Source organism: Campylobacter concisus (assembly GCF_050447505.1).
Taxonomy (GTDB): Bacteria; Campylobacterota; Campylobacteria; order Campylobacterales; family Campylobacteraceae; genus Campylobacter_A; species Campylobacter_A concisus_BP.
Window position 1 is genome coordinate 1207008 of record NZ_JALMFZ010000001.1, and the last position, 25726, is coordinate 1232733.

Here is a 25726-nt window from a genome sequence, read left to right on the forward strand (position 1 = left end):
AAAAAAGACAAATATTATTTTATTCTATTAATAATTATATTTAAATAAATTTTAAAGATTAAAATTTTAAACGCCTTGTTATCAATAGTCTTAAAATATGCTAAAAAATAATATTTAGTGAGAATTTACCCCATTTTGAGAAATGATATGGCAAAAAATCTATTTTTCTGAAAGTAAATATCAATTAAATTTTAATAATTTTTAAAAAATATAATTTAGTATATTTAAGAAGAAAGAGCTTTGAAATATAAATTTTTAAAAGCCTAAATGGGTTAAATTTAGGCTTTTAAATTTGCATTAAAATGGCCAGATAGCCTCCATAAGCCTTGTGCCCCAAGGTTTTTTGGTTGATTTGTCTAGCTCGCCCTCAGTTTTATATAAAATTTTGGCGTCAGCTATGTATTTTGAGTCGATTTCGTTGTTTTGCGAGATGTCGTAAGGTCTGATGACGCCACTTACTTGCATGATCTGCTTTTCGCCGTTTATGAGTAGCTCGCGGCTGCCCTCGATGAAGTAGTTGCCATTATTTAAGATCTTGATGATCCTAGCTGAGATGGTTGCGGTAAATTTCTCGCTTCTGTTGCTAGTGCCACTACCTGTAAATTTATTGCCGCCACCTGCTTTAAAGCCGATGTCGCCGTATTTGTTTAGATTATCAGCCACGGTTGAAAGTGGCGCAGCCCCAGCTGTGAAAACGCCACCGCCAAGCGAAATAGTGCTATCTTTGTTGGTGCTTTTGCTGCCGCTTGAAATTTGACTTGCATTTTCTGAAATGACGATGGTTACGATGTCATTTACATTCATCGCCTTTCTATCTGAAAATAGCGGATTTTCGCCCTTGCCAAAGAGGCTGCCGGCGTTGCTTTGACCGCTGCCACTATCTTTTGAAGGGAGTTGCTCGACATAAACTGGAGGTTTCATATTGATGTGAGGATCTGCACTTGGGGTGCAACCTGTGTAAAAAATGCCCGCAAATGTGACGAGCCAAATCTTTTTATAGTTCATAAAATGCCTTAAAATAAGTATCTTTGTGCTAAGATTAAGCAATTTAAGTTCCCAAAAAGGTCACAAAATGAAAAGTTGTTACATTTTTTCAGACAAAAATCTAGCATATTTGCAAGAAATTATAGCTACAAAATTCAAAAAAGTTGAGATCTTTAAGATAACTCCAGACGAAAATGACAAAAAAAATCTAATAAATTTAAATGAAAAGGAGTTTTTTTTAAAATTTATAGATAAATTTGAAGAGCTAAAGGCTAAAAGCGACTTCGTCATAGTCGTTGGCTGTGAGGGCTTTAGCGTCTTTGGCAAGAGCGAGCTAAATTTAAAGCTAGCTAGAAATTTAAACGCGCCTATTTTTGACGAAAATGCAAGCGAGCTAAGGGTGCTAAATTTAAACTCAAAGCTTCTAATAACTGATAAATTTGATGAAATTTTAAGCTATGAGCGCGAGATCATCACGCCATTTAAATTTCAAAGCTTGCTTCTAAAAAGAGCCAGAGCAGCAAACAAGACCGTCGTTTTGCCTGAAAGTGATGATGAGAGAATTTTAAAAGCAGCTCACATCGTGCTAGAAAAAGGTGCGGCAAATATCATCTTGCTTGGGCTTGAGAGTGAAATTTCAAAAAAGGCAGCCACTTTGGGGCTAAATTTAAGCAAAGCCAAAGTGTTAAACCCTGTGCAAAATGAGCTAACAGATGAATTTGCAAAGAAAATTTATGAGCTAAGAAAACATAAAGGCGTGGATGAAGCCAAGGCAAACGCACTTGCAAAAGATAAAATTTACTTTGCCACGATGCTAATTCATGAAGGCATGGCCGATGCTTTGGTAAGTGGTGCTACGATGAGCACGGCTGATACGATCCGCCCAGCCCTTCAGATCATAAAAACAAAGCCAAATGTAAGCGTGGTAAGCGGGGCATTTTTTATGGCGCTTGAAGAAGAAATTTTACTCTTTGCAGACTGCGCCGTCACGCCAAACCCAAGCGCAGACGAGCTAGCCAGCATCACGCTAAGTAGCGCTCAAACAGCAAGTGCCTTTGGACTTAGCCCAAAGATCGCCATGCTAAGCTACTCAACAGCTGATAGTGGCAGCGGAGCTGATGTGGAGTTTGTAAAAGAGGCTGCCAAAAAGGCGCATGAGCTTGATGCGAATTTAAAAATAGCTGCGCCAATTCAGTTTGACGCGGCAGTTGATCTAAGTGTGGCTAGCAAAAAGATGCCAAATTCTGATGTCGCAGGACAGGCAAATGTATTTATATTTCCAAATTTAAACTGCGGAAACATCTGCTACAAGGCAGTTCAGCGAAGTGCAAACGCCCTAGCAGTGGGTCCGATACTTCAAGGGCTAAAAAAACCAGTAAATGACCTAAGCCGCGGCTGCCTCGTCGAAGACGTCGTAAATACCATCTTAATAAGCGCGATACAAGCAGGAGAGTGATATGAGAATTTTAGTTTTAAACTCAGGTAGTAGCTCGATAAAATTTCAACTTTTTGAAATGCAGACAAAAACGAGCCTAGCAAGCGGTCTAGTCGAGCAAATCGGCAGCTCTAGCTCAAGGGCGGTGCTAAAGGCAAATGGCGAAGTTTATGAGATAAAACGCTTCATAAAAGACCACCACGACGGACTTGAGGCGATGAACGAGCTCTTTACCACCTCACATATACTGCACGATCTAAGCGAGCTTGACGGCATAGGACACAGGATAGTTCATGGTGGCGAGAGCTTTTTTAGCTCGATGATCGTTGATGAGAGTGTCATCAAAAAGATCGAGGAGATAAGCCCTCTTGCCCCACTTCACAACCCAGGCCACCTTGCTGGCATCAAAAATGCGATGAAAGAGAGCAAAAATGTCCCTCACGTGGTCGTTTTTGATACGGTTTTTCATCAAAGCATGCCAGAGTACGCCTACCGCTACGCCCTACCCTACGATGTTTGCAAGGCTCATCACATCAGAAAATACGGCTTTCACGGCACATCGCACAGATATGTCTGTAAGCAAGCTGCAAAAATGCTTGGCATTGAATTTGATAAATTTAACGCTATCTCGCTTCACTTAGGCAACGGCGCCTCGGCCTGCGCGGTGCAAAATGGCAAAAGCATCGATACTTCGATGGGTCTTAGCCCGCTTGAAGGGCTCATAATGGGCACAAGAAGCGGCGATATGGACCCAGCTGTGGTCATCTATCTGCTAAATATCGGCGTTTTAAAGTGGAACGAGATCGATAACTTCTTAAATAAAAAGAGCGGACTTTTTGGAATTTGTGGCTCAAGCGACATGAGAGATGTTGTCGCCAAGATGCAAAACGACGAGCGAGCCAAGCTTGCCTTTGATATGTTTTGCTACCGAGTGAAAAAGTATATCGGCTCATACTACGCCATTTTGGGGCGCGTTGATGCGCTCATATTTACCGGCGGCATCGGCGAAAATGCGCCAAATACAAGGCAAAAAATTTGCGACGATCTAAAGCATCTTGGCATCCACATCAACCACGAGCTAAATTTCTCAAACGAGCGAGGTGAGAGGTGCATAGATGAAGAAGGCGCTAAGATAAAAACGCTCATTATTCCAACAAATGAAGAGCTTGAGATCGCCATAGAAACAGCCAGAGTGATAAAAGAGAGAACGCTTTAAGCATGAAATTCCCACTTGACTGCAAAGATAGTTTTGAAAACTCATTTATATTTTGGCTAACTCGCTATGTAAAATTTAAACTTAGCTCACTTTCAAACAAGGAGCTAAGGGACCCAAAGGCGCTTGCAAGTGTAAATTTTGCCCTAAGCCGTGAGATAAAAAATATAGAGCAGCTTGATGGGCTGGTAAAAAGCGCTAGAAATGCAGGACTAACTGGCATAAATACCTACTTTAACCCGCTAAAAAAGATATATGAGACGATGAAATTTTATGAGCTTAGCAGCCTAAAGCAGATCGATGAAGAGCTACTAAGTGAAATTCTAGCCAGCACCACTGGCGGACTAAGCGATGCGAGCAAGAAAAACTACAGAATTTCAGTGATAAATTTCTTTGCCTTTTTAGATAAACAAAACGAAGAGGACGGCAAGGCTCATGTTTTTGATATAAATTTAAAAAACTGGGGCGGCGTTAGTGGCAACAAAGGGCAAAAGCTGCCTGAGTTTATGGGCGAAGAGGAGGTCAAGAAATTTCTTGATGCGATCGAGCAGAGCGACTTTAAGCAAAACTCAAACCGCAACAAGCTCATCATAAAAACTATCATCTTTACTGGCATTCGTGTGAGCGAGGCACTAAATTTAAAGAGAAAAGATATCACCGAAGATGGCGATCTTTTTATCATTAGAATTCGTGGCAAAGGCAACAAATACCGCATAGTAATGATAAAGCGCCACCTAATCGAAGCTCATCTAAACGCAATCGCCATAAACTACATAAACAAAGAGGGCTACCTTTTTATAAATAAAAAAGGCACGAGGCTCACGCAGGCTTATGTTAGCCGCATAGTGGAGCAAATTTTGTTTAAAGCTGGCATCAGAAAAGAGAAAAACGGCGCTCACATGTTGCGCCACACCTTTGCAACGATGCTTTATAAAAAGCAAAAAGACCTTGTGCTCGTGCAAGAAGCCCTTGGGCATGCAAGCTTAAACACCTCGCGAATTTACACGCACTTTGATAGTGATAAACTAAAACTGGCTGCCAAAGTGGCTGAAGACTTAGCTGGCGAGTAAAATTTACAAAAAAGAGAGAAAATGAACGCAAGTTCTGTTATAGCAATGTTGCAAGATAAGCTGCCAAAAAATCATGCTCAGCTAAAAAACATTAGAAGACAAGCTCAACTCTTTTGATGAAACAAAAATAAATGATCTGGTTTCAAAAATCCCACAGCTTAACTTAAAATCACCTACGATTGTCTTTTGGGTGGGTAGCTTCGTCTTTGGAGTGCTTGGCGTAAATCGCTTTATGATAGGACAAACTGCCCTTGGTCTAGCAAAGCTTGCTCTTTTTATTTTATATATAGTTTTTATTTTCTTATTTGCTAAGGTAATAATTTCTGTGGACGAATGGATAACCCCTGAAGAAATACTACATTTAACGGATTTGGCTAAAACATATTCTAAGATTATCAACATTTTTGAAATTATTATAATCATCTGGTGGGTCATCGATCTTTTTATCACTGGCAAGAGCGTAAGAAAGCAAAATTTAGAAAAGATATCAAAGGCGATAGACGAGTAAAATTTATCATAAAAAAGCAGTAAAATTTTCGTGTTTATGCTTGTTTGACTAATCATTAGAGCAAAGCTAAATTTGCAGTAGATATTCGCAACGCAAAACAGCTTTGCTCTAGCATTCAAGTAAATTTATAGATTAAATTTATTGCAAATAGATCAATTTCTATGCCACGAAAAATTAGTTTAAATTTAATCTCACAAGATTAAATTTACTTTTTAGACCTCTCTTTTGGCTCTTCATCTTCTAATGTCTTATTTGCCTCTTGCTCTTTAAACTCTTCAAAAAGCTCGTCATACCTAGCCTTAGCATTTTCGTATACGCCAGATGGCAAAGTGATGTTTAGATCGTCCTTTAGGCTTATGACGTCATCGCAGGCGTTTTGATAGCCAAGGTCGCAGCTTTTCATAAAATAACTCACTCCAAGCTCGATATTTGAGTGCTTTTTTAGATCACTATCCATCTGCTCGTTTATCTCTTCATTTACAAACATATCGCCCAAAGCCTCGCACGAAAGCACATCTTTTTGCTCGCAACCATCGTAAAAAATTTCATACGCAGTTGCGTAGTCTCCGGCGTTTCTAGCCTCGTTGCCCCTGTCGTAGTCATCGATGTCAAAGCCTAAGGCTAAGCTTAAGATTAGAGCTAAAAAAACTATCTTTTTCATATAAAACTCGGTGCGTCGTTTGAAAATAGTATAAGATCGCCAGCGTGCGTGTTTTGGGCTAAAATTTCTTGCATTTTGTTCTTGTCCTTTAAGATGATGATCTTTGGCTTTACGATGTGTTTTAGCAAAGTTTGGGCGTTTAGCGAGCTTGTGATGATGACAAGGTCAAAAATTTCATTTATAACCTTGGCCAAATTTGCATTTTGCTCAGCATCGCTCTCGACGATACCAGGTGTTAGTAGCACTTTTCTACCAGCGTAGGTGCTCACTAGCTCGTAGCTTGCGCTCATGCCTGAGAAATTTCCATTGAAGCTATCGTCTATTATCAGCTTGCCGCCAGCCTCGATCTTGCTTAGGCGGTGCTCGACGTTTTTCATCTTAGATAGCGCACCATTTATCGCTTCATCGCTCATTTTTAGGTATCTTGCCACCTTGACGCAAACGGCTAAATTTGTAGCGTTAAATTTGCCAAGCAGTGGCGAAGCGTAGTTTTTGCCATCAAGCGTAAATGAAATTCCATCTAAATTTGCGTTAATATCTTTTAGGTTCTCATCGTAAATTTCTATATTTTGGCTTGCCTCTTTTTTTGTCGAGCTATGTAAAAATGCCATTTGCAAGCGAGCGCTTTGAAGTGCTTCAAGCTTTGTTGCGCGGATATTATCAAGCGTTTTAAAGTATTCAATGTGCTGAGCGCCGATCTCGCCTACGATGACGATTTGTGGATTCAGAAATTTAGTGATCTCTAGGATGTCGCCCTTTAGTCTAGCGCCTGCTTCTGCGATGTAAATTTGCGTTTGCTCGCTTAAATTTTCATTGATATCTTTGATGATGCCAGCCATTGTATTTACGCTGCGTGGCGTTTTGTAGCAGACAAAGCTATCTTTTAAAATTTCAAATAAGAAATTTTTAATACTCGTTTTGCCGTAGCTTGCTGTGATTAAAATGATCTTTAGCTCTTTGTTTGCGCCAAGTTTTTTAAGCGCCTTGTTTTTAAAGCCTTGAAATTTGATCTTTTCTAAAATTTCACTCAAAAATAGGCTCACGACCAAGACAAAAAGTGGCATCGGAGCCAAAAACGCCTTGTGGATGATGAAATTTAAAGCGTAGTTTAAGATGATAGCGCAAGCAAGGATCACAAAAAAGTGCTTGATCCTAGCAGTAAAGACCAGTTTTTTATCAAGTTTTTTATGCCACAGATAAAGAGCTGGCAAAAGCGCAAAGTAAAAATAGATAAAAAACCACTTGCCAGTCGTGTAAAAAAGCACCAAAGGCACTATAAAGAAAAAGACGTGCCAAGCGGGCTTTGTAAAGTGAAAGAGCACGCGCTCAGGCCTATATGAAAACCACTGAAAGCAAGTGATCACATAAAAAGCAAGCGCAAAGATAAATAAAACTGCGCTTAGACTTAAAAATATACTCATCTTATCTCCTCGATCCCGCTCTCATCGTCATCTAAAACGACATTTTTTGCTTCATTTGGCTCAAAATTTATCCCTTTTTCTATCTCGTCACTTATAAATTTAGCGTGGAGCAAAAAGAAAAAGTGATCGCCACTGAGTGGTAAAAATGAGCTATTTTTGATAAGTCTATCTATGCTCTCGCCGCTTGTTACAGGCGTTGCCTTGTCATTTTCGCCCCAAAATATAAAGGCCCTGCCCCCAAAGTCAGCAAAATGCTTTGTAAAATCCTCATCAACAACGTTTTTTAGGGTCTCATACATCACTCTGCTCATACCGTTCACATCTTTTGTGGCAAAGAGTTTATAAAATTTGCCAAAGCCAAATATCTTTAAAATTTTAAATATCGCTATCTTTGCTCGCACGATAAATGTCTTTTTGACAACTATGCCAGCAGAGCTTAAAAGCACTAGATATGGTGGTTTTAGAAGCGTTGCGACCTTGCCACCAAAGCTATGTCCTGCGATGATGTCTGGTTTTATGCCAAGCTCGTCACAGAAATTTGCAACGATCTTTGCGTAGTCACTTGTTCTTAAAGGCTTAAAAATGGAGCTTTTGCCAAAGCCAGGCATATCGATATAGATGTGGCAAAACTCGCTTAGATATGAGCCAAAAGCCTTTTTCATTATCTCTTTATTAGCACCCCAGCCGTGCAAGAAAAGCACAATTTTTGCCGCCTTTGGATTTACTACCTCGTAGCTGATCTCGTACTCGTCTGAGCCGTATTTGACTGCCCTACTCGCCATCGTTTTCTCTCTTTTTAGCAGCATAAATGCTCTCTAGCACGCTTACAGCCTCGCAAAGGCGCTCATACTCTTCCATATTTAAAAGGACAGCTTCAAATTTATTGTTTTTAACGATGACAGCGCGCTTTAGCTCGCTAGCTCCCACACGTGAAAGCACTGAGCTAAAATTTCTAACCACCTCGGTTGCCGTATAAATTTCATCTTTTGTAAAAGTTACCATTGTCGCTCTTTATGTAAAATTTTACGTAAAATATCACAAACTACTTTATATATCGCTAAATAGCCTAGAGCTTGCCGCTGCCTTTTACCGAAGTGATCGAGTTTATAAATTTATAATCAATCTTTATATCACGCTCTTTTGGAAGTGAGTTTGCAAGGGCATTTAGCGTGCTCTCAAAGTCCTCAAACAGATAGTTTGCAAGGCTGCCTGGATTTGGATTGATCTCGTTTAGATAGACTTCGTCATCTATCACGAAAAAGTCGCATCTAATGATCGCTCCGTCAAATCCACAATCATAAATTTTAGAAAAGTTAAATTTAAGCTTTTGCTTTAGCTCTTCAGAAATTTCCGCCTCTTTTACCTTGTTTTCATTTGAAAAACTAAGATATTTTTGCTCGTAGTCAAGAAATTCTTTCTTTTTTGGCTCTTCGATGATAGAAAATTTGATCTTTCCATCGATCCTGCATCCTGCTAGGTTATACTCTTTGACGCCTTTTATAAAGGGCTCTACTAAAACATCTTTATCAAATTCAAACGCCACATCTTTTGCGTAAGCTAGCTCGCTATCGTCATGCACGACGCTCACGCCGATGCTGCTGCCTAGCCTTGCTGGCTTTAATATAATAGGATAGTGAAATTTTGGCTCATTTTGGCGAGTTAGCATCTCATAGTCAAGCGCCTTTACGCCAGCTTTTTGCGCTAGAAATTTAGTAAGCTCTTTGTTGTAGCTAAGCGCGCTTGCTTCAAGCCTTGGACCTATGTATTTGACTCCGTAAAAGTCAAAAAGTGCCGCTATCTTGCCATCTTCGCCGTCCATGCCATGGATCAAATTTATAATGACGTCACATTCAACTTTGTTTGCGCCAAAAAGCGAGTGCGCGTAAAAGCCACCCTTTGCTAAAAATAGCTTTTTTGAGTTTTTGTATTTGCCAGAGCTGAAGAAATTTGCCCTCATATTTTTCTCTTCGATCAGATAAAAGCCCCTGTCTGCGTCACAAAATATAAATTTTAGCTCCTGTTTTAGGACGTTTTTTAAAACTATCGCACTTACTATGCTTATCTCATGCTCAAAACTTTTTGCCCCAAATATCACGCCTAAATTCATCTTTTTTATCCTTATCCTAGTTTTTTAAGTGCCTCTTTTATAAGATCGCTCGTGTTTTCACTCTTACAATCAGGCAAAATTTTCACTATCTTTTCACGCTTAAAGCCAAGTGCCTCAAGTGCTAAAAGCGCCTCATTTTGGTAACTTGGCACGCTCTCGTCGCTTATTAGTTTTGCGTCACTTAGCTCGGCTATTATGCGCCTAGCTGTCTTTGGTCCGATACCTGGCACGCTTTTAAATGTATCCGCATCACCGCTTATTATGGCATTTGTAAATGCCTGTGAGCTAAGGCTAGAGCAAACCGCCATCGCTGTACTTGCCCCGATGCCATTTAGCTTGATGAGCATTTCAAACATCTTTTGCTCGTTTGCGTCTAAAAAGCCGTAGAGTAAATTTGCGTCCTCTCTTATGATCTGAGTTATGGCAAGCTCGACCTTTTCGCCTTTGCTAAGTTTTGCTGAGCAAAAAAGCGAGATGAAAATCCCATAACTTACGCCGCTATTTGTCTTAAGTATGGCAAATGCAGGCTCTTTTTTTGTAACGACGCCTTCGATTGCTTTTATCATCATTTAACCTTTTGTTCCATGAAATTTATATCCGCGTAGTCTTCAAGTTTGTTTGACTTTTTGATCTTGTATTCGACCTCGCCGCCGTTATCAAATTTATCTAGCGTGATGACGTGGGCGGTCTCATTTTGCTTTGAGATGTAGGTGACATTTTGCGGAGGATCGACGATGACAAATCTTATCTCATTTAGCTCGATCCAGTTGCCTCTGTTTATCACTTTGGCTGAGAATATGCCATTTTGCATGATCTCAAGCTCATCTTTTAGATCAGCCAAAAGCTCTTTTTTCTCTTTAAATATCCTAAGCAAGGTGTTGTACTCATTAACGAGCCCTTGATACTCTTTTAGCTTTTTCATAAACGTAACTGGCGGTATCACTTTGGCTTTTGAGAGCTCCTCGATCTTAGCTTTTATCGTATAGATCGAGTCTTTGTTCTCGTTGATGACGTTTTTCTTGCTCTCTATGTTTTTTAGAAGCGTAGCTAGCTCAGACTTGGTGCTCTCTATCTTGCTTAGCTGATCTTGCGTAGCCTCCGCACTCTCAGGCATCTTGCTAGCGTCAATAATAAATTTATTATCAGTGCCTCTTAGATATCTAACGTCGATTAGGTGTGAGGCTGTGATGGTGCAATTTGAGCCAAGCGTGTCTATCTGGATGTTTTGAGCTGTTATAGAGCCACCAACTACGCTATTTATCTTCACTCTTTTTGCTATAACGGTACCGCCTTCTAGCCTATCTATCTCTACGCTTTCAGCCTCAACCTTGCCGATGTGGATAGAAATTTTGGCGTGTTTGGCGTAAATTTTAGCCTTTTGATGAGTTTGTCCGCCGATATTTACATCATTTGCCTTGACCATCGCGTTTGCGCCGACGTTTCCTTTTACCTCGATCTCATCGGCCTCCACGATGATGCCAGTGCCGATAGCGTCTTTTATAGTGTCAGTCTCACGAACTACTAATGTGACGTTTGTGTCGGTGCCTGCTTGGATCGAGCCAGTCGTTTTAAAATTTGCTTCATTTATCTCTATACGCTCTTCTATATCAAAAGAGCCGTTTTTCTCTACCACGTAGCCCGCTTTTTTAGCGATATATTTTATACTTTCATCATTTTCTACGCGCTCGATATTTTCGCTTATGCTTATCTCTTTTTCGCTCTCTTCTTTTGGCTTTGCAACCTCTATAAGCTTGCCTCTTACGTCGCGTCCATTTGCCCCTTCGTGAGACTTTTTCTCCTCCATTATCACTTCATCTTTTGCCACGCCAAAGACAAACCCCCTATCAGCGTAATCAACCTTATCCTCGTCTTTTAACCCATCAAGCTTATCTTTGTAGTAGTAGATGATCTTAGCATCGATCGCTTTTTTAGGGTTGATGCCCTGGGTTAAATTTAGCGTGTAGTCCTTGTCAAGCTCGCCTTTTACGTGGATTATTGAGGCGATTTGTTTTAGCTCCTCTTTTAGCTTACCGATCCTTATGCCTATTAAAATTTGAGCCTTCATAAGCTGCTTTGCGATGTATTCATAAAGCTTATCTTCGTAGTGATGCTCGTATTCGCACTCTTTGCTCGCTCTAACCTTTGCGATGACCTTTGTGATGGTTGAATTTACGCCGATATCGATCTTTGGCAGCTTTGGCGTGGCATTTAGCCTCACGTCAAAAAACTCCACGTCATAGACCTGCTCGATCTCTAGCGTCTCGTCAAGATAAAATGTGTTGTCATCAAAAAAGCTTAAATTTTCTTCAGGGACAAAAACTGGCTCGACGTTGTCTTTATTTTTGTAGTAAGTTAAGATATTTGAGAGTTTAAAATCTATAAATTCTACCGGCACGCTATATTGTTTGCTTAACTCTTTAAGCGATAGATAAGGTGTTGAAGTTTGAATTTGCGTTGGCGGTAAAAATCTCTCGTTTTCTTGCACGTTCTCGCTCAAATTTGATCCATTTCACATAAAATTTTGGCTCTTATTATCTCTAAAACTTTATTAAATTTGGGTTATGTAAGCTTTAAAGCATCTTTTGTTACTATTGCGTTTTTAAATTTACTAGGTGGGCGATGTTTATAAAAGGCTTTTTTTCAAACTCAGTTGGCATCATGACTTCAAGGATTTTAGGGCTTATAAGAGACCTTTTGACGGCCTCTATCCTTGGTGCTGGCATATTTAGCGACCTCTTTTTTATAGCATTTAAGATACCAAATTTATTTCGCCGCATCTTTGGCGAGGGTGCCTTTACGCAGGCATTTTTGCCAAATTTTGCAAATAGCAAGAAAAAAGCGACCTTTCAAGCTGAAATTTTCATCAAATTTCTACTTTTTATAGGCGCATTAACGCTTCTTGTAAATTTATTTACGCCCTATTTTATAAAGATCATCGCAAGCGGCTTGAGCGAGCAAAATATCACCGATGCAGTGCCACTTGTGCGCATAAATTTCTACTATCTAGCCCTTGTTTATATCGTCACTTTTATGGGTGCGCTGCTTCAGTACAAAGGGCACTTTGCCACAACTGCATTTTCTACTGCGCTGCTAAATTTAGCCATGATCGCTTCACTACTTTTGGCTCGTGGCAAGAGCGAGAGTGTGGTCGCACTTTATCTTAGCTTTGGCGTCGTTGCAGGCGGTATTTTGCAGGTTTTAGTGCATCTAATCGCTATGAAATTTAACAGCCTAAATAGAGCCTTTTGGGGCGGAATAAGCGGATATTTTAAAGGAAAAAGAGCCTCTACAAAGGGCTTTTTTACAAATTTCTACCACGGACTACTTGGCTCAAGCGCTATGCAGATAAGCGCTTTTATGGATACTTGGCTGGCTAGCTTTTTGGTAAGTGGCTCGATAAGCTACCTTTTTTATGCAAATAGAATTTTTCAGCTCCCACTTGCCATCTTTGCGATCGCACTCTCTCAGGCGCTTTTTCCAAAGATCACCAGACTTTTAAAGCAAAAAGACGAAGCCAACGCCCTAGTTTGGACAAAAAAAAGCTTTTATCTGCTCCTTTGTGCCCTGCTAGCAGCGACGATCACAGGTGTTGTGCTAAGCGAGTTTATCATCTGGCTCTTGTTTGAAAGAGGGAATTTCGCAAGGGCAAATACCATTGAATGTGCCAAAGTGCTAAGCGCCTATTTGGTAGGGCTTACGCCATTTGGACTGGCTAAAATTTTCTCACTTTGGCTCTATGCAAATATGAAGCAAAAAGAGGCGGCCAAAATTTCTATCATCTGCCTTGTGATAAATTTGATCCTAGCAGTCATTTTGATGCAGAAATTTGGAGCAGCTGGCCTTGCATTTGCAAGCTCACTTGGGGGATTTTTACAGCTTATTTTATATATAAGAGCCTTTGGAGCTAAGCGATTTTTAGCTATAATCGAGCCTAAATTTATAGCCGCCATCGCTGTTTTAGCGATTTTGCTCTATTTTGGTTTAACATTTTTAAAGGATATATTTAATGCGAATTTTTGATACTTCTAAAAGAGAAAAGGTTGAGTTTAGCCCTATTAAAGATGGCGAGGCAAGCATCTATCTGTGTGGTCCAACGGTCTATGACGACGCGCATTTGGGACATGCAAAGTCAGCCGTTAGCTTTGATCTTTTAAGAAGGGTCTTAAAAGCGCTTGGCTACAAGGTCAAATTTGCAAGAAACTACACCGATATCGATGATAAAATTTTAAATAAAATGGCGCAAACTGGTCAAAGCCTAGAGGAGATCACAAACAAATATATAGCGCACTACGAGAGCGACATGGGCGCTTTAAACGTGCTTGATCCAGACTTTAAACCAAAGGCTACGCAGTGCTTGGAGGCGATCATTAGCTACATCAAGGTGCTTATGGATAGAGGTGTGGCGTATAAGACGAGCGATGGAATTTACTTTGATACAAGCAAGGATAGTGGCTATTTTAGCATTAGCGGCAAGGATAATAACACCGATCTAATCGCTAGAGTGGCTAGTTTTGGCGAGAAAAGAGACGAGAAAGACTTCGTGCTTTGGAAATTTGACGAGAAATGGTACGAGAGCCCATTTGGCAAGGGTCGCCCTGGCTGGCACACCGAGTGCGTGGCGATGATAAGGGAGTTTTTAGGCGATAAAGAGAACGAGGAATTTGAGATCGACATCCACGCTGGCGGCATCGACCTACTCTTTCCGCACCACGAAAACGAGGCAAGCCAGTGCAGATGTGCTTATCATAAAAATTTAAGCAAATACTGGATGCACAATGGCTTTATAAAAGTAAATAACGAAAAGATGAGCAAGAGCCTAAACAACAGCTTTTTCGTAAAGGACGCCCTAAAAAACGTTCATGGCGAAGTGCTTAGATATTACTTGCTTACGAGCCATTATAGGGCTCATTTTAACTATTCAGATGAAGATCTAGTGGCTTCAAAAAAGAGACTTGACAAAATTTACCGCCTCAAAAAAAGAGTTGATGGCGTGCAAGCAGGCATGGCAAATGAGAGCTTTAAAAATGAGCTACTTGAGGCGCTAAGCGATGATCTAAACGCTTCAAAGGCGCTTGCAAGCGTTGATGAGTTTGTAAAAACGGCAAATGAAAGACTTGATAACAACCCAAAAGATAAAGCTTATAAAGCCGAAGTGGTGGCAAATTTAGAGCTCATAGGCGAAATTTTAGGCATTGCTATCACAAACTATGTGGAGTATTTTCAGTTTGGCGTAAGTGACGAGCAAAAAGAGCATATCCAAAAACTGCTTGATGAGCGCGCGGTAGCTAAAAAAGAGAGAAATTTCGCAAGGGCTGATGAGATAAGAGATGAGCTAGCAAAGATGAATATCTCTATCATGGACACGCCAAATGGCGCGGTTTGGGAGAGAAATAATGAATAATTTTGGCTTAAAAGATGTGCTAAAGCGCTTTGGTCCATATTTTAAAGACTATATCCCACACTTCATCTTTGCCATCATCGGCATGGGGCTTGCCAGTGGCGGAACGGCGGTAAGTGCCTATCTAGTGGAGCCTGTGCTAAATAAAATTTTCGTCGAGAAAAACGAAAAGCTGCTCTACATCTTGCCTTGCGCCATCATCGCTATTTATGTGATAAAAAACATCGGAACCTTCATGCAGGCCTATTTTACGGCATATATCGGGCAAGATACGATTAGAAGATTTCGCGAAAAGATGGTTGCAAACCTTTTAAATTTAGATATGGATTTTTTTAATGAGTTTAGAACCGGCGAGCTAATCAGCAGAACAACAAACGACATCGACCGCATAAGATCGATAGTCTCAAGCATCATACCTGAGCTAACAAGAGAGTCGGTCACCATTATAGGGCTTCTTTGTGTCGTCATCTATCAAAGTCCAAAGCTGGCGTTTTTCGCTCTTGTCGTCATGCCAGTGGCGATCTATCCGATCTCGCGCCTTGCTAAAAGGATGAAGAAAATTTCAAAGCAGTCGCAAGAAAAAACATCAGACATCACCTCTGCGCTTAGTGAAATTTTTACAAATATCGAGATAATCAAAGCAAATAACGCACAAGAATACGAGCATTCACGCTTTGTTGATGAAAACAATAAATTTTTTAGGCTAAATTTAAAAAGCGTCAAGATCGAGCAACTAGTAAGCCCGCTAATGGAGACCATAGGCTCAATAGGCGTGGCAGCGGTCATAATAATAGGCGGCAAAGACGTCATCGACGGGCATATAAATATGGGCGCATTTTTCTCGTTTTTAACAGCGCTTTTCATGCTCTACACCCCGCTAAAACGCATCGTAAATATCTATAATAAGATGCAAGACGCCATCGCAGCAAGCGAGAGGACCTTTTTCTTGATGGATAAGGTAAGCCAGATAAAAGATGGCCAAAATGAGCTAAACGAAGAGATAAAACTTATCAAATTTAACAATGTCTGCCTAAACTACGGCGACAAAGAGGTCTTAAAAGGGATAAATTTAGAGGCAAATAAGTCAGAATTTATAGCCCTTGTTGGCTCAAGTGGCGGCGGAAAAAGCTCGCTTATGAATTTACTTATGAGATTTTACGACGTAAATGGCGGAGAAATTTTGATAAATGGCATAAATTTAAAAGATATCAAAATTCACTCACTTCGCCAAAATATCGGGCTTGTAACCCAGCGCGTCTATATCTTTAACGACACAGTTGCTAAAAACGTAGCTTACGGCAGAGAATTTAACGAAGATGCCGTGATAAACGCACTAAAACTAGCAAATGCCTATGAGTTTGTAAGCAAGCTAGATAACGGCATAAACACTATCTTAAATGAATTTGGCACCAACCTCTCAGGTGGTCAAAGACAGCGCATCGCCATAGCTAGAGCGCTTTATCAAAATCCACAAATCCTCATCTTTGACGAGGCTACTTCAGCGCTTGATAACGAGAGCGAAAAAGAGATCACAAAAGCGATAAATAATCTAAGAAGCAAAAAGATCATCTTTGTCATCGCTCACCGCTTAAGCACGGTTGAAAATGCCGATAAGATCGCAGTTTTAAGTGATGGCAAGATCATTGATAGTGGAAGCGACGAGGAGCTTAGCAAGAGAAATAAAATTTATGCAAGACTTAAGGGCAAAGCCTTAGTTTAAGGCGATTTTTGCTAAGATTTGCGTAAATTTTTAGGCATTTTAAAGAGGTTAAAATGAGCTTAAACTACAATACTTTAAAATCTATATTTTTCAAATTTGATCCTGAAACCGCCCACAAGATCGCTGAAGTAGCGATGGTTGGGGCAAATAAAATCTTCCCTGGCTCGCTAAGCTTTTTAGCGCACAAATGCGTGGTCGATGATAACGCGCTAAAACAAAATTTATTCTCAAGCACCTACCACAACCCAGTTGGCATAGCTGGTGGCTTTGATAAAAACGCCACGATGTTTGAGGCGCTAACGGCTCTTGGATTTGGGCATTTAGAATTTGGTACATTTACACCAAAACCACAACCTGGCAACGCAAAACCAAGGCTTTTTAGGCTCATAGACGAAGAGAGCATCCAAAATGCAATGGGCTTTAACAACGAAGGCTGCGAAGCTATCAAAAATAGAGTAAAAAAGATATATCCTTTTACCATACCGATCTGGGCAAACATCGGTAAAAACAAGGTTACCCCAAACGAAGATGCGATAAAAGACTATGAAATTTTAGTAAGAGAATTTAGTGAAATTTGCGATACATTTGTCATAAACGTCTCATCGCCAAACACACCAAATTTAAGGGCGCTGCAGGATGAAAGCTTTATAAAAGAGCTTTTTAGCGTCATTTTGCCACTAACTAAAAAGCCGATCATCTTTAAAATAGCTCCCGATATGAGCCACGAAGATGCGATCAAGCTTTGTAGCTGTGCAGTAGAAAACGGCGCTAGTGGCGTGCTTGTTTCAAATACAAGCGTTGATTATTCGCTCTCTCACTCATCAAATTTAAAGGATTTTGGCGGACTAAGTGGCAAGGTGATCACCAAAAAGTCAAAAGAGATCTTTAAAGCCGTGGCTGACGAGCTTTATGGCAAGACGACACTTATCGCATGCGGCGGCATAGATAGCGGTGCTGAGGCGTATGAGCGCATAAAAATGGGAGCAAATTTGGTCCAAATTTTTACAAGCTTTATCTTTAAAGGGCCGATGATCGCAAGAGATATAAATTTAGAAATTTTAGAGCTTTTAAAAAGAGATGGCTTTGCCTCTATCAGCGAAGCAGTCGGCGCAAATGTTAAAAAATAGAGGGCAAGAGATTGATAAAATTTAATAGATTTAAACTAGAAAACGGACTTGAAATTTATCATGTGCCAGTAAATCCTGGCTCAAAGGTGATAAGCGTCGATGTTTTTTATAAAGTTGGCTCCAGAAACGAAGTGATGGGCAAAAGCGGCATCGCTCACATGCTAGAGCATCTAAATTTCAAATCAACCAAAAATTTACGAGCTGGGGAGTTTGACGAGATCGTAAAGGGCTTTGGCGGCGTAAATAACGCAAGCACTGGCTTTGACTACACTCACTACTTCATAAAAGCCTCAAATGAAAATTTAGACAAAACGCTTGGACTTTTTGCCGAGCTTATGAAAAATTTAAGCCTAAAAGATAAAGAATTTCAGCCAGAGCGCGAGGTGGTGCACGAGGAGCGCAGGTGGCGAACAGACAACAACCCTATGGGATACCTCTACTTTAGGCTCTACAACCACGCATTTATCTACCACCCATACCACTGGACGCCAATAGGCTTCATAAAAGATATCGAAAACTGGAAGATCACTGATATAAAAGAATTTCACGCTACATACTATCAGCCAAAAAACGCCATTTTGATGATAAGTGGCGACATCGGCAAAGACGAGGCATTTAAGCTAGCTAAGAAAAACTTTGGTGGCATAAAAAACAAAAGAGCCATACCAAAACTGCACTGCAAAGAGCCTGAGCAAGATGGCGCTAGAAGGGCCATCATCTATAAAGATAGCCAAACGCAAATGCTAGCTATCGCTTATAAGATCCCAGACTTTAGGCATGCTGATCAAGTGGGGCTAAATGCGATAAGCGAATATCTAGCCACTGGTAAAAGCTCCATTTTACAGCAGCGCCTAGTCGATGAGCTAATGCTTGTAAATCAAATTTACGCTTACAATATGAGCTGCGTTGATGAAAATTTATTTATATTTTTAGCAGTTTGCAACCCAGATGTCGAGGCTAGCTCGGTTGAGACTGAAATTTTAAAGATCATAGATGATCTAAAAAGAAAGCCAATAGACAAAGAGGATGTTTTAAGAGTTAAAAATTTGATAAAAACTGATTTTATCTACTCATTTGAGAGCGCGAGCAAGGTGGCAAATTTATATGGCTCATACCTTGCTAGAGGCGATATAAAGCCACTTTACGAGCTTGAAAAAAATATAGATAATATAGATGCCAAGCTTTTAAAAGAGATAGCAAATAGATATTTCAACGAAAAAACTAGCACGACAATAATCTTAAAAAAGGAATAGACGTGAAAAATTCGCTTCAAGGTGCGATGACAGCACTAGTTACGCCATTTAAAAACCAAAAAATAGACGAAGCCAGTTTTGAAAAACTAATAAAAAGACAGATAAAAAACGGCATAGACGTCGTTGTGCCAGTTGGAACAACTGGTGAGAGCGCGACACTAACGCATGATGAGCATAGAATTTGCATCGAGATCGCAGTAGATGCATGTAAAGGCACAAATGTCAAGGTGCTCGCTGGAGCTGGCAGCAACGCCACTCACGAGGCCATAGATATCGCTAAATTTGCCCAAGCTCACGGCGCTCACGGCATCCTATCAGTCGCTCCTTACTACAACAAACCAACGCAAGAAGGGCTTTACGAGCACTACAAGGCTATCGCAAATAGCATAGAAATTCCAGTGCTTCTTTACAACGTCCCAGGCAGAGTTGGCGTAGATATCTTGCCAGCGACCGTTTTTAGACTTTTTAAAGATTGTAAAAATATTTTTGGCATCAAAGAGGCAACAGGCAGCATCGATAGATGTGTCGATCTGCTAGCTCACGAGCCTGATTTAGTAGTCATCAGCGGTGAAGATGCGATAAACTACCCTATCCTATCATACGGCGGTAAGGGCGTTATCTCGGTCACTTCAAACCTCTTGCCAGATCAAATTTCGCAGCTTACGCACCTTGCGATGAGCGAAGAGTATAAAAAAGCAAAACTGATAAATGACAACCTCTATACGATAAACAAAACGCTCTTTTGCGAAAGCAACCCGATACCGATCAAAGCGGCGATGTATCTAGCTGGGCTGATCGACACTTTGGAGTACCGCTTGCCACTTTGCAAACCGAGCAAAGAAAATTTCAAAAAGATCGAAGAAGTTATTAAAAATTACGAAATAAAGGGATTTTAATGAAGGACACACTAAACGAATTTAAAGGTAAAACGCTAGTCATCAGTGGCGGCACTAGAGGCATCGGCAGAGCCATAGTCGAAGAATTTGCAAAAGCTGGCGTAAATATCGCTTTTACCTACAACTCAAACGAGGAGCTTGCCAAAGAGCAGGCAAAAGAGCTTGAGGCTACCTACAAGATAAAAGCTAGAGCTTACGCACTAAACATCCTTGAGCCAGAGACTTATAAGGAGCTATTTTTAAAGATAGATGAGGACTTTGACAGGGTTGATTTTTTCATCTCAAACGCTATTATCTCAGGCCGTGCGGTGGCTGGCGGATACACTAAATTTATGAAGCTAAAACCAAGAGGTATAAACAATATCTTCACAGCAACCTTAAATGCCTTTGTCGTGGGCGCACAAGAGGCTGCAAAACGCATGGAAAAAGTGGGTGGCGGCAGTATCATTAGCCTAAGCTCAACTGGAAATTTAGTCTATATAGAAAACTACGCAGGCCACGGCACAGCAAAAGCAGCTGTTGAGGCGATGGCAAGATACGCTGCGACTGAACTTGGCGAGAAAAACATCCGCGTAAATGTCGTAAGCGGCGGCCCTATCGAGACAGATGCGCTAAGAGCCTTTACAAACTACGAAGAGGTGCGCGATATGACGGCAAAGCTTAGCCCGCTAAACCGCATGGGACAGCCAACCGACCTAGCTGGAGCATGTCTATTTTTATGCTCGTCTAAGGCTAGCTGGGTGACTGGACATACATTTATAATAGATGGTGGCACGACTTTTAAATGAGAGTGAAATTTCTAGGCATAAAGGCATATTTGTGAGCTTAAATTTACCAAATTCACTGGCATTTTTTAGGATATTGCTAGCTCCGCTTATGTTTTTTATGCTCGTAAATGCGCCAGGAATTTTTGCACAAATTCATATAAGCTGGATAAACTACTTCGCAGCCCTCATCTTTGTGATCGCCTCGGTGACTGACTTTTTTGACGGCTACATCGCTAGAAGCTGGGATCAAAAGACCAAACTTGGCGCTATCCTTGACCCACTAGCTGATAAGATGCTGATTTTGGCTGCATTTTTGGGGCTTATGATGCTTGGCAGAGCGAGTGCTTGGGCTGTTTATCTTATCTTGATAAGAGAGTTTTTTATAACTGGCTTTCGTGTCGTGATGGCAAGTGACGGCGTAGAGGTTGCTGCATCGATGGCTGGCAAGGTCAAAACCGTTTCGCAGATGTTTGCGGTTGGATTTTTACTGATGAGCTGGCCTGGTGGCGAGCTTTTGCTCTGGATAGCTGTTGCGCTCACGCTTTATTCTGGGTTTGAATACATCTTTGCCTACGTAAAAGCAATGAAAAAGAGTTAAATTTGAGCTGCGACCTGCAAGAAATTATTTTAGAGCGCACTGCAAATTTAGAGCCAGCACTGCAAAAGCAAGCCAAAAAACTAAATCAAAAGATCATCAATACTTGCTTTTATCATAATGCTAAAAATTTAGAAAAGATCGGCGCTGTGATAAGCCCCGAGCTAAATGAATTTTTACTAAGCTGCGCTTTAGAATACGATAAAACCCATGCAGATAAATTTGATACGTTTGATAACGACGTTGAGACTTTGCGTGGTATTTGGAGCGCGATGAGCTTTTCAAAAAGCCCTGAAATTTTAGACTATCTAAGCATGCAAGCAACTCGCTCGGTATCGCACCGCTCGTTTGCGCACAGATATATCTTTGAAATTTTACGCTTGCAAGAGAAGGCCGGCCGCACACATCCGCTACTTGCAAAGCTTTATGACTATTATGGTGACTTGCAAGCAAAACTGCCTATATATGAGCTTTTGCGACGTATCGGCGTGTGTCCTGCTGATCCTTATGATTTTAATATCTCGCTAAATGCTGTAAATTTTGGCTACTGGTTTAGCAATCAAGGCTTAAGCGATGAGGAGCTAGCCAGTAAATTTCACTTAGAAATTCGCCTTTTTGCGCCATTTGTGTATGACCATACATTTGAGATAGAGCTTAGAAACGACGCTGTGCCAAGGGCTAGAATAAATTTTAACGATGATGGCATGAGCTTTTTGCAAGAGCTGCCAAAAGATATTTTGCCCTGCCCTGATATTTTAAATTTAAAGCCATTTATAGCTCAAATAAAGTCACGTTTTGATCTGAAATTTGACCTAGATGATAAAGACAAAAGTTATTTTAGCGTCAGCAAAGGACTAAATAGAGCCAAAATACTCTCTTGGCTAAAGGAAATTTTCGCCTAAATGGCAAGCCAAATTTGAGAGTAAATTTATAAACTTTGGCTAAAATCTCATCAATTTTTCAAAAAAAGGTAAGTTTTGAAAGGCATTCTCTTCACGCTGGCCCTGCTTTGCCTTGGGCTTTATGCGTATTCGTTTTATTTTTTAGTGACCGTTTTAGCCATTAGTTTTCTCATATTTTTTCACGAGCTTGGCCACTTTTTAGCAGCAAGATCGCTTGGCGTCAAAGTAAATACCTTTAGCATCGGCTTTGGCGAGAAAATTTACACCAAAAACGTTGGCGGCACCGACTACTGCCTAAGCGCGATCCCACTTGGCGGATACGTGCAGCTAAAAGGGCAAGACGACACCGACCCAAAGGCTAAAAACTACGACGCTGACAGCTACAACGTGCTAAGTCCGGTAAAGCGCATCTACATCCTCTTTGCAGGGCCATTTTTTAACTTTATCTTAGCGTTTTTCATATACATTTTGCTTGGATTTATCGGTGTTGAGAGGCTTGCGCCAAGTGTCGGCCACATAGCTGAAGGCTCGGCAGCTGAGAGTGCTGGCATAGCAGTAAACGATAAAATTTTAGCGATAAATGGCGTAAAAATAAACGAGTGGGATGAGATCAGCAAGAACGTAAAGCTTGAGCCAAGCGCCATTTTGATAGACCGCAACGGCTCGCAAATGACTATAAATTTAACACCAAAGATAGGCGAGACGATAAATTTATTTAATGAAAAGGTGCAACGCCCACTGATCGGCATCCAGCCTAATGGCGAAGTGGTGAAAATTTATCACACAGGTTTTGAGAGCTTAAAATTTGCCTTTGGCGAGACAGTCGAGGCTTCAAAGCTCATCTTTAAAAGCTTTGAAAAGCTAGTCGTTGGAGCTGTACCACTAAAAGAGGTCGGCGGTATCGTGCAGATCGCCGATGTCACTTCAAAGGCCGCTAAGATCAGCCTTAGCGTGCTTCTAACTATCGTAGCGCTCATCTCTGTAAATTTAGGCATATTAAATTTATTCCCCATCCCTGCGCTTGATGGCGGGCACATTTTATTTAACATTTACGAACTAATTTTTAGACGCGAGATAAATGAGCGAGTGCTTGTTACGCTCACCTATTGCGGCTGGGCGCTACTGCTTGGCATCATGGTGCTCGCGACCTTTAATGACATTATGAGATTAAGTGGAGGTTTATGATGATAGTTTTAAAAGATCTACTTGAAAAGATAGAAAATTTAAGCAAAGACGTGACGCTAATAGCCGTTAGCAAAAATGTGACATGCACTGAAGTAAGGGAGCTTTACGCACAAGGGCAGAGAAATTTTGGCGAAAATAGAGTCCAAGAGCTAGCCAAAAAAGAGCTAGAGTTGCAAAATTTCACTGACATCAAATGGCACATGATCGGCCGCTTGCAAAACAATAAAATCAATCAAATGATAAGCCTAAAACCAGTGCTTTGGCAAAGCTGTGATAGCTTTGAAAGAGCCCTAGAGGTCGATAAAAGGCTTAGCTATAAGCTAGACACCCTACTTCAGATAAACTCGGCCGACGAAGATACAAAGCAAGGTGTGAGCGTCACAAATGCGGCTGAAATTTATGAGCGCATCCAAAGCGAGTGCAAAAATATAAATTTAAAAGGCGTGATGAGCATCGGAGCGCATGTGGATGAGCCAAAAGAGGTACAAAAAAGCTTTGAGCTAACATATAAAATTTATGAGAGCCTAAAACCAAAAGGCGCAAGCATCTGCTCGATGGGCATGAGTAGCGACTTTGAACTAGCGATAAAATGTGGCTCAAACATGATCCGTCTTGGGACGATGCTATATCTATAAATTTGTCCCTTTTGGGGCAAATTTACCCTTCTACTCCTTTTTAAATTTTAATCTAAGTTATATGATTTTATAATGCAGTTAAATAAATTTTTAACGATAAAGGAGTAAATGTGTTTAAAAATTTTATTCTAACTGCTGTTGCGATCTTGTTTATCTCGGGTTGCGGTAGAGCTGAAAAGATAGCTAGGATAGAGCAAAAATGCGCAAATAATGAAGCTGTTTGGTGTTTAAAGCTTGGTAAAACATATGCTAGAAGAGACATCAACAAAGGCGTCATGTACTATCAAAAAGCTTGTGATCTAGGCGATAAAAGGGGTTGCTATAGACTTGCAGTTTTACTAAACTCAAAATCAATCAACTCAAAAAAAGACAATGAAACGATCGTAAAATCACTAACTAAATCATGCGATCTTGGCACGCCAAAAGCTTGCTTTGAGCTTGGCGAATACTATGAAGATGATCCAAAAATGCAAGGCAAAGCAAATGAGCTATTTGCAAAATCATGCGAGCAAAGATTTGGTCTTGCTTGCTATAAGTTAGCTGACTTTTACGGCGAGAAAAACGATGCAGCCACTCAAAAAAGCTACCTGGAGCTAGCGTGCAAATACCGCTATAAAGTAGCTTGCGAAGAAGTAGCCGAAGATAAAAAATAAATAACATTTTTTTGTGCTGGTGAGGGGGGGGGAACACACACCCCACACACACTCTTTTAATATCAAATTTACTGGAATACCTTTTGCTTTAAACTATAAAATAAGCTAGGAGGCAAACCATGAATGATATTAGCATCTTAGGCATAAATGTAAATTCATATACTAAGCAACAGCACAAACAAGATAGATATTCAAATTTTAGTGATGTTTTTAACCAAAAAACCACAGAAAAGAGTAGTGAGCCAAGCCAAGAACCAGCTAAATTTACTTATACCACTTCTTCACAAAACAGCCTCATCTCTTTAAATTTCAGTGATCTTCAAGCTTATGGCTACACAGTGGATAAGACAGGCTTTATGGGAGCTGACTTTAACAAAGCTGCAAGCTTGCCACAGGACTTTAAAATCCATAAAAGCACACTTGATGAGATAGTTAGATACAACAACAAGACATATCTTTTTACGCAAGATAGAAGCAAGGCTGCCTTTGAAAAGATAGACGTAGCTGATACTACAAAGCACTACTATAAGCTTTTTAAAAGCATTATGGGGGACGAGAAAGATAGATATGGCGAAGCTGATCTAGCAAATTTACCAAAAGGATTTAGCTTGGATACCAACCAAAAAACCTTTGGTAAAAATGCAAATTTCTTAAAAGATGTCAGCCTAATATCCGTTACAAATGTATATAAAACATTTGATCAAGTTAGTGAAGCAAAGAGCGTTAGAGATGAGCTTAGAGGCTTTGGAGTAAGCCACGAGGTCTATGAGCTAAATTTTAGCAAAGAGCATCTTGATGCAAAAGCCAGCGACGAATATACATTTAACCCTGATATGTCGGTATATCAAGCAGACGATACTTATAGCAGTGCTGGTGTGTTTGTGAGATTTTTAAAGAGCTTTAGTCCTATCGCTAGTGATAGTGGCGAGACAAAGCTTAGTGTGGAAGCAAGCTCTTACTCAAAGCTAATGAGTGATCAAAGCTTGGCTGATGATATAGTGCCTCTCTCAAGGCTTTTGAAAAATGAGAAGATGATCAAATTTATCTTAGAAGAGCTACTAAAGAGAAATTTGCTAACTTCAAAAGATGGCAAAAGTGCTGGTGAGATAGTAGATAGTGTGCTAGCTCATGCCACAAAGCTTCAAAACGAGACAAAAATCTAAATAGATAAATTTAAAAGGTGGTTGTCTTTAACC

At 40.4% G+C, this 25726-nt stretch carries 25 protein-coding genes; 17 read left to right on the forward strand and 8 right to left on the reverse strand.

Annotated elements, in window-relative coordinates; all coding sequences use genetic code 11:
- Positions 1-297 precede the first annotated feature (297 nt).
- Positions 298-1005, reverse strand: coding sequence for a flagellar basal body L-ring protein FlgH (flgH, locus tag MTT09_RS06015; RefSeq protein WP_002940928.1), 708 nt, complete (start codon positions 1003-1005; stop codon positions 298-300).
- 67 nt (positions 1006-1072) lie between these two features.
- Between flgH and pta the strand changes: the two genes are divergently transcribed.
- The 4 genes from pta (at position 1073) to MTT09_RS06035 (ending at position 5210) form a co-directional block, all read left to right on the forward strand.
- Positions 1073-2440 carry a phosphate acetyltransferase gene (gene pta, locus MTT09_RS06020; protein WP_429803149.1) on the forward strand — a complete coding sequence of 456 codons (1368 nt, stop codon included), beginning with the start codon at positions 1073-1075 and terminating at the stop codon, positions 2438-2440.
- 1 nt (position 2441) lies between these two features.
- A complete protein-coding gene (locus MTT09_RS06025; protein ID WP_429803151.1) occupies positions 2442-3635 on the forward strand; it encodes an acetate kinase in 1194 nt (397 codons plus the stop codon).
- 2 nt (positions 3636-3637) lie between these two features.
- On the forward strand, positions 3638-4702 hold the full coding sequence (locus MTT09_RS06030; protein ID WP_429803153.1) for a tyrosine-type recombinase/integrase: 1065 nt from the start codon (positions 3638-3640) through the stop codon (positions 4700-4702).
- Between the two features lie 190 nt (positions 4703-4892).
- On the forward strand, positions 4893-5210 hold the full coding sequence (locus MTT09_RS06035; protein ID WP_429803155.1) for a hypothetical protein: 318 nt from the start codon (positions 4893-4895) through the stop codon (positions 5208-5210).
- Positions 5211-5415: 205 nt separating this feature from the next.
- Here the strand turns inward: MTT09_RS06035 and MTT09_RS06040 are convergent, their stop codons facing one another.
- The 7 genes from MTT09_RS06040 to MTT09_RS06070 all read right to left on the reverse strand — a co-directional run bounded on the left by MTT09_RS06040 (position 5416) and on the right by MTT09_RS06070 (position 11896).
- Positions 5416-5871: a hypothetical protein gene (locus MTT09_RS06040; RefSeq protein ID WP_429803157.1), complete on the reverse strand. Its 456-nt coding sequence runs from the start codon at positions 5869-5871 to the stop codon at positions 5416-5418.
- Positions 5868-7292, reverse strand: coding sequence for a Mur ligase family protein (locus MTT09_RS06045; protein WP_429803159.1), 1425 nt, complete (start codon positions 7290-7292; stop codon positions 5868-5870). The genes MTT09_RS06040 and MTT09_RS06045 overlap by 4 nt, the downstream gene beginning before the upstream one ends.
- On the reverse strand, positions 7289-8074 hold the full coding sequence (locus tag MTT09_RS06050; RefSeq protein WP_429803161.1) for an alpha/beta fold hydrolase: 786 nt from the start codon (positions 8072-8074) through the stop codon (positions 7289-7291). The genes MTT09_RS06045 and MTT09_RS06050 overlap by 4 nt, the downstream gene beginning before the upstream one ends.
- On the reverse strand, positions 8064-8294 hold the full coding sequence (locus tag MTT09_RS06055; RefSeq protein WP_002942153.1) for a type II toxin-antitoxin system Phd/YefM family antitoxin: 231 nt from the start codon (positions 8292-8294) through the stop codon (positions 8064-8066). The genes MTT09_RS06050 and MTT09_RS06055 overlap by 11 nt, the downstream gene beginning before the upstream one ends.
- A gap of 64 nt (positions 8295-8358) precedes the next feature.
- Positions 8359-9399: a D-alanine--D-alanine ligase gene (locus MTT09_RS06060; RefSeq protein WP_429803163.1), complete on the reverse strand. Its 1041-nt coding sequence runs from the start codon at positions 9397-9399 to the stop codon at positions 8359-8361.
- An 11-nt stretch (positions 9400-9410) separates the two neighbouring features.
- Positions 9411-9965, reverse strand: a complete 555-nt coding sequence (gene ruvA / locus MTT09_RS06065; protein ID WP_021085097.1) for a Holliday junction branch migration protein RuvA — start codon at positions 9963-9965, stop codon at positions 9411-9413.
- Positions 9965-11896 carry a flagellar assembly protein A gene (locus MTT09_RS06070; RefSeq protein WP_429803165.1) on the reverse strand — a complete coding sequence of 644 codons (1932 nt, stop codon included), beginning with the start codon at positions 11894-11896 and terminating at the stop codon, positions 9965-9967. The genes ruvA and MTT09_RS06070 overlap by 1 nt, the downstream gene beginning before the upstream one ends.
- Before the next feature lie 122 nt (positions 11897-12018).
- On the opposite strand from MTT09_RS06070, the gene murJ reads away from it, so the two are divergent.
- The 13 genes from murJ (at position 12019) to MTT09_RS06135 (ending at position 25693) form a co-directional block, all read left to right on the forward strand.
- The gene (murJ, locus tag MTT09_RS06075; RefSeq protein ID WP_429803167.1) at positions 12019-13419 is read left to right on the forward strand and encodes a murein biosynthesis integral membrane protein MurJ; all 1401 of its coding nucleotides are present in this window, start codon (positions 12019-12021) and stop codon (positions 13417-13419) included.
- Positions 13406-14800: a cysteine--tRNA ligase gene (gene cysS, locus MTT09_RS06080; protein ID WP_002942196.1), complete on the forward strand. Its 1395-nt coding sequence runs from the start codon at positions 13406-13408 to the stop codon at positions 14798-14800. Before murJ ends, cysS begins: the two co-directional genes overlap by 14 nt.
- Positions 14793-16517 (forward strand): ABC transporter ATP-binding protein, encoded by a 1725-nt coding sequence (locus tag MTT09_RS06085; RefSeq protein ID WP_103607893.1) that lies wholly within the window; start codon positions 14793-14795, stop codon positions 16515-16517. Before cysS ends, MTT09_RS06085 begins: the two co-directional genes overlap by 8 nt.
- A gap of 53 nt (positions 16518-16570) precedes the next feature.
- Positions 16571-17644 (forward strand): quinone-dependent dihydroorotate dehydrogenase, encoded by a 1074-nt coding sequence (locus MTT09_RS06090; RefSeq protein WP_429803170.1) that lies wholly within the window; start codon positions 16571-16573, stop codon positions 17642-17644.
- Positions 17645-17655: 11 nt separating this feature from the next.
- On the forward strand, positions 17656-18897 hold the full coding sequence (locus tag MTT09_RS06095) for a M16 family metallopeptidase (protein WP_429803172.1): 1242 nt from the start codon (positions 17656-17658) through the stop codon (positions 18895-18897).
- A gap of 26 nt (positions 18898-18923) precedes the next feature.
- Complete coding sequence (gene dapA / locus MTT09_RS06100; RefSeq protein ID WP_429803718.1) at positions 18924-19793, forward strand: 4-hydroxy-tetrahydrodipicolinate synthase; 870 nt, start codon at positions 18924-18926, stop codon at positions 19791-19793.
- Positions 19793-20581, forward strand: coding sequence for an enoyl-ACP reductase (locus MTT09_RS06105; RefSeq protein ID WP_429803174.1), 789 nt, complete (start codon positions 19793-19795; stop codon positions 20579-20581). Before dapA ends, MTT09_RS06105 begins: the two co-directional genes overlap by 1 nt.
- Before the next feature lie 31 nt (positions 20582-20612).
- Complete coding sequence (gene pgsA / locus MTT09_RS06110; RefSeq protein WP_429803719.1) at positions 20613-21158, forward strand: CDP-diacylglycerol--glycerol-3-phosphate 3-phosphatidyltransferase; 546 nt, start codon at positions 20613-20615, stop codon at positions 21156-21158.
- Positions 21159-21160: 2 nt separating this feature from the next.
- Positions 21161-22057 (forward strand): hypothetical protein, encoded by an 897-nt coding sequence (locus MTT09_RS06115; RefSeq protein WP_429803176.1) that lies wholly within the window; start codon positions 21161-21163, stop codon positions 22055-22057.
- 75 nt (positions 22058-22132) lie between these two features.
- Entirely contained in the window at positions 22133-23242 is a 1110-nt protein-coding gene (gene rseP, locus MTT09_RS06120) for an RIP metalloprotease RseP (RefSeq protein WP_429803178.1), read from the forward strand.
- Entirely contained in the window at positions 23242-23877 is a 636-nt protein-coding gene (locus MTT09_RS06125) for a YggS family pyridoxal phosphate-dependent enzyme (RefSeq protein ID WP_429803180.1), read from the forward strand. The genes rseP and MTT09_RS06125 overlap by 1 nt, the downstream gene beginning before the upstream one ends.
- Before the next feature lie 110 nt (positions 23878-23987).
- Positions 23988-24530, forward strand: coding sequence for a tetratricopeptide repeat protein (locus MTT09_RS06130; RefSeq protein WP_103580761.1), 543 nt, complete (start codon positions 23988-23990; stop codon positions 24528-24530).
- Between the two features lie 119 nt (positions 24531-24649).
- Positions 24650-25693: a Cj0814 family flagellar-dependent secreted protein gene (locus MTT09_RS06135; protein WP_429803182.1), complete on the forward strand. Its 1044-nt coding sequence runs from the start codon at positions 24650-24652 to the stop codon at positions 25691-25693.
- Positions 25694-25726 lie beyond the last annotated feature (33 nt).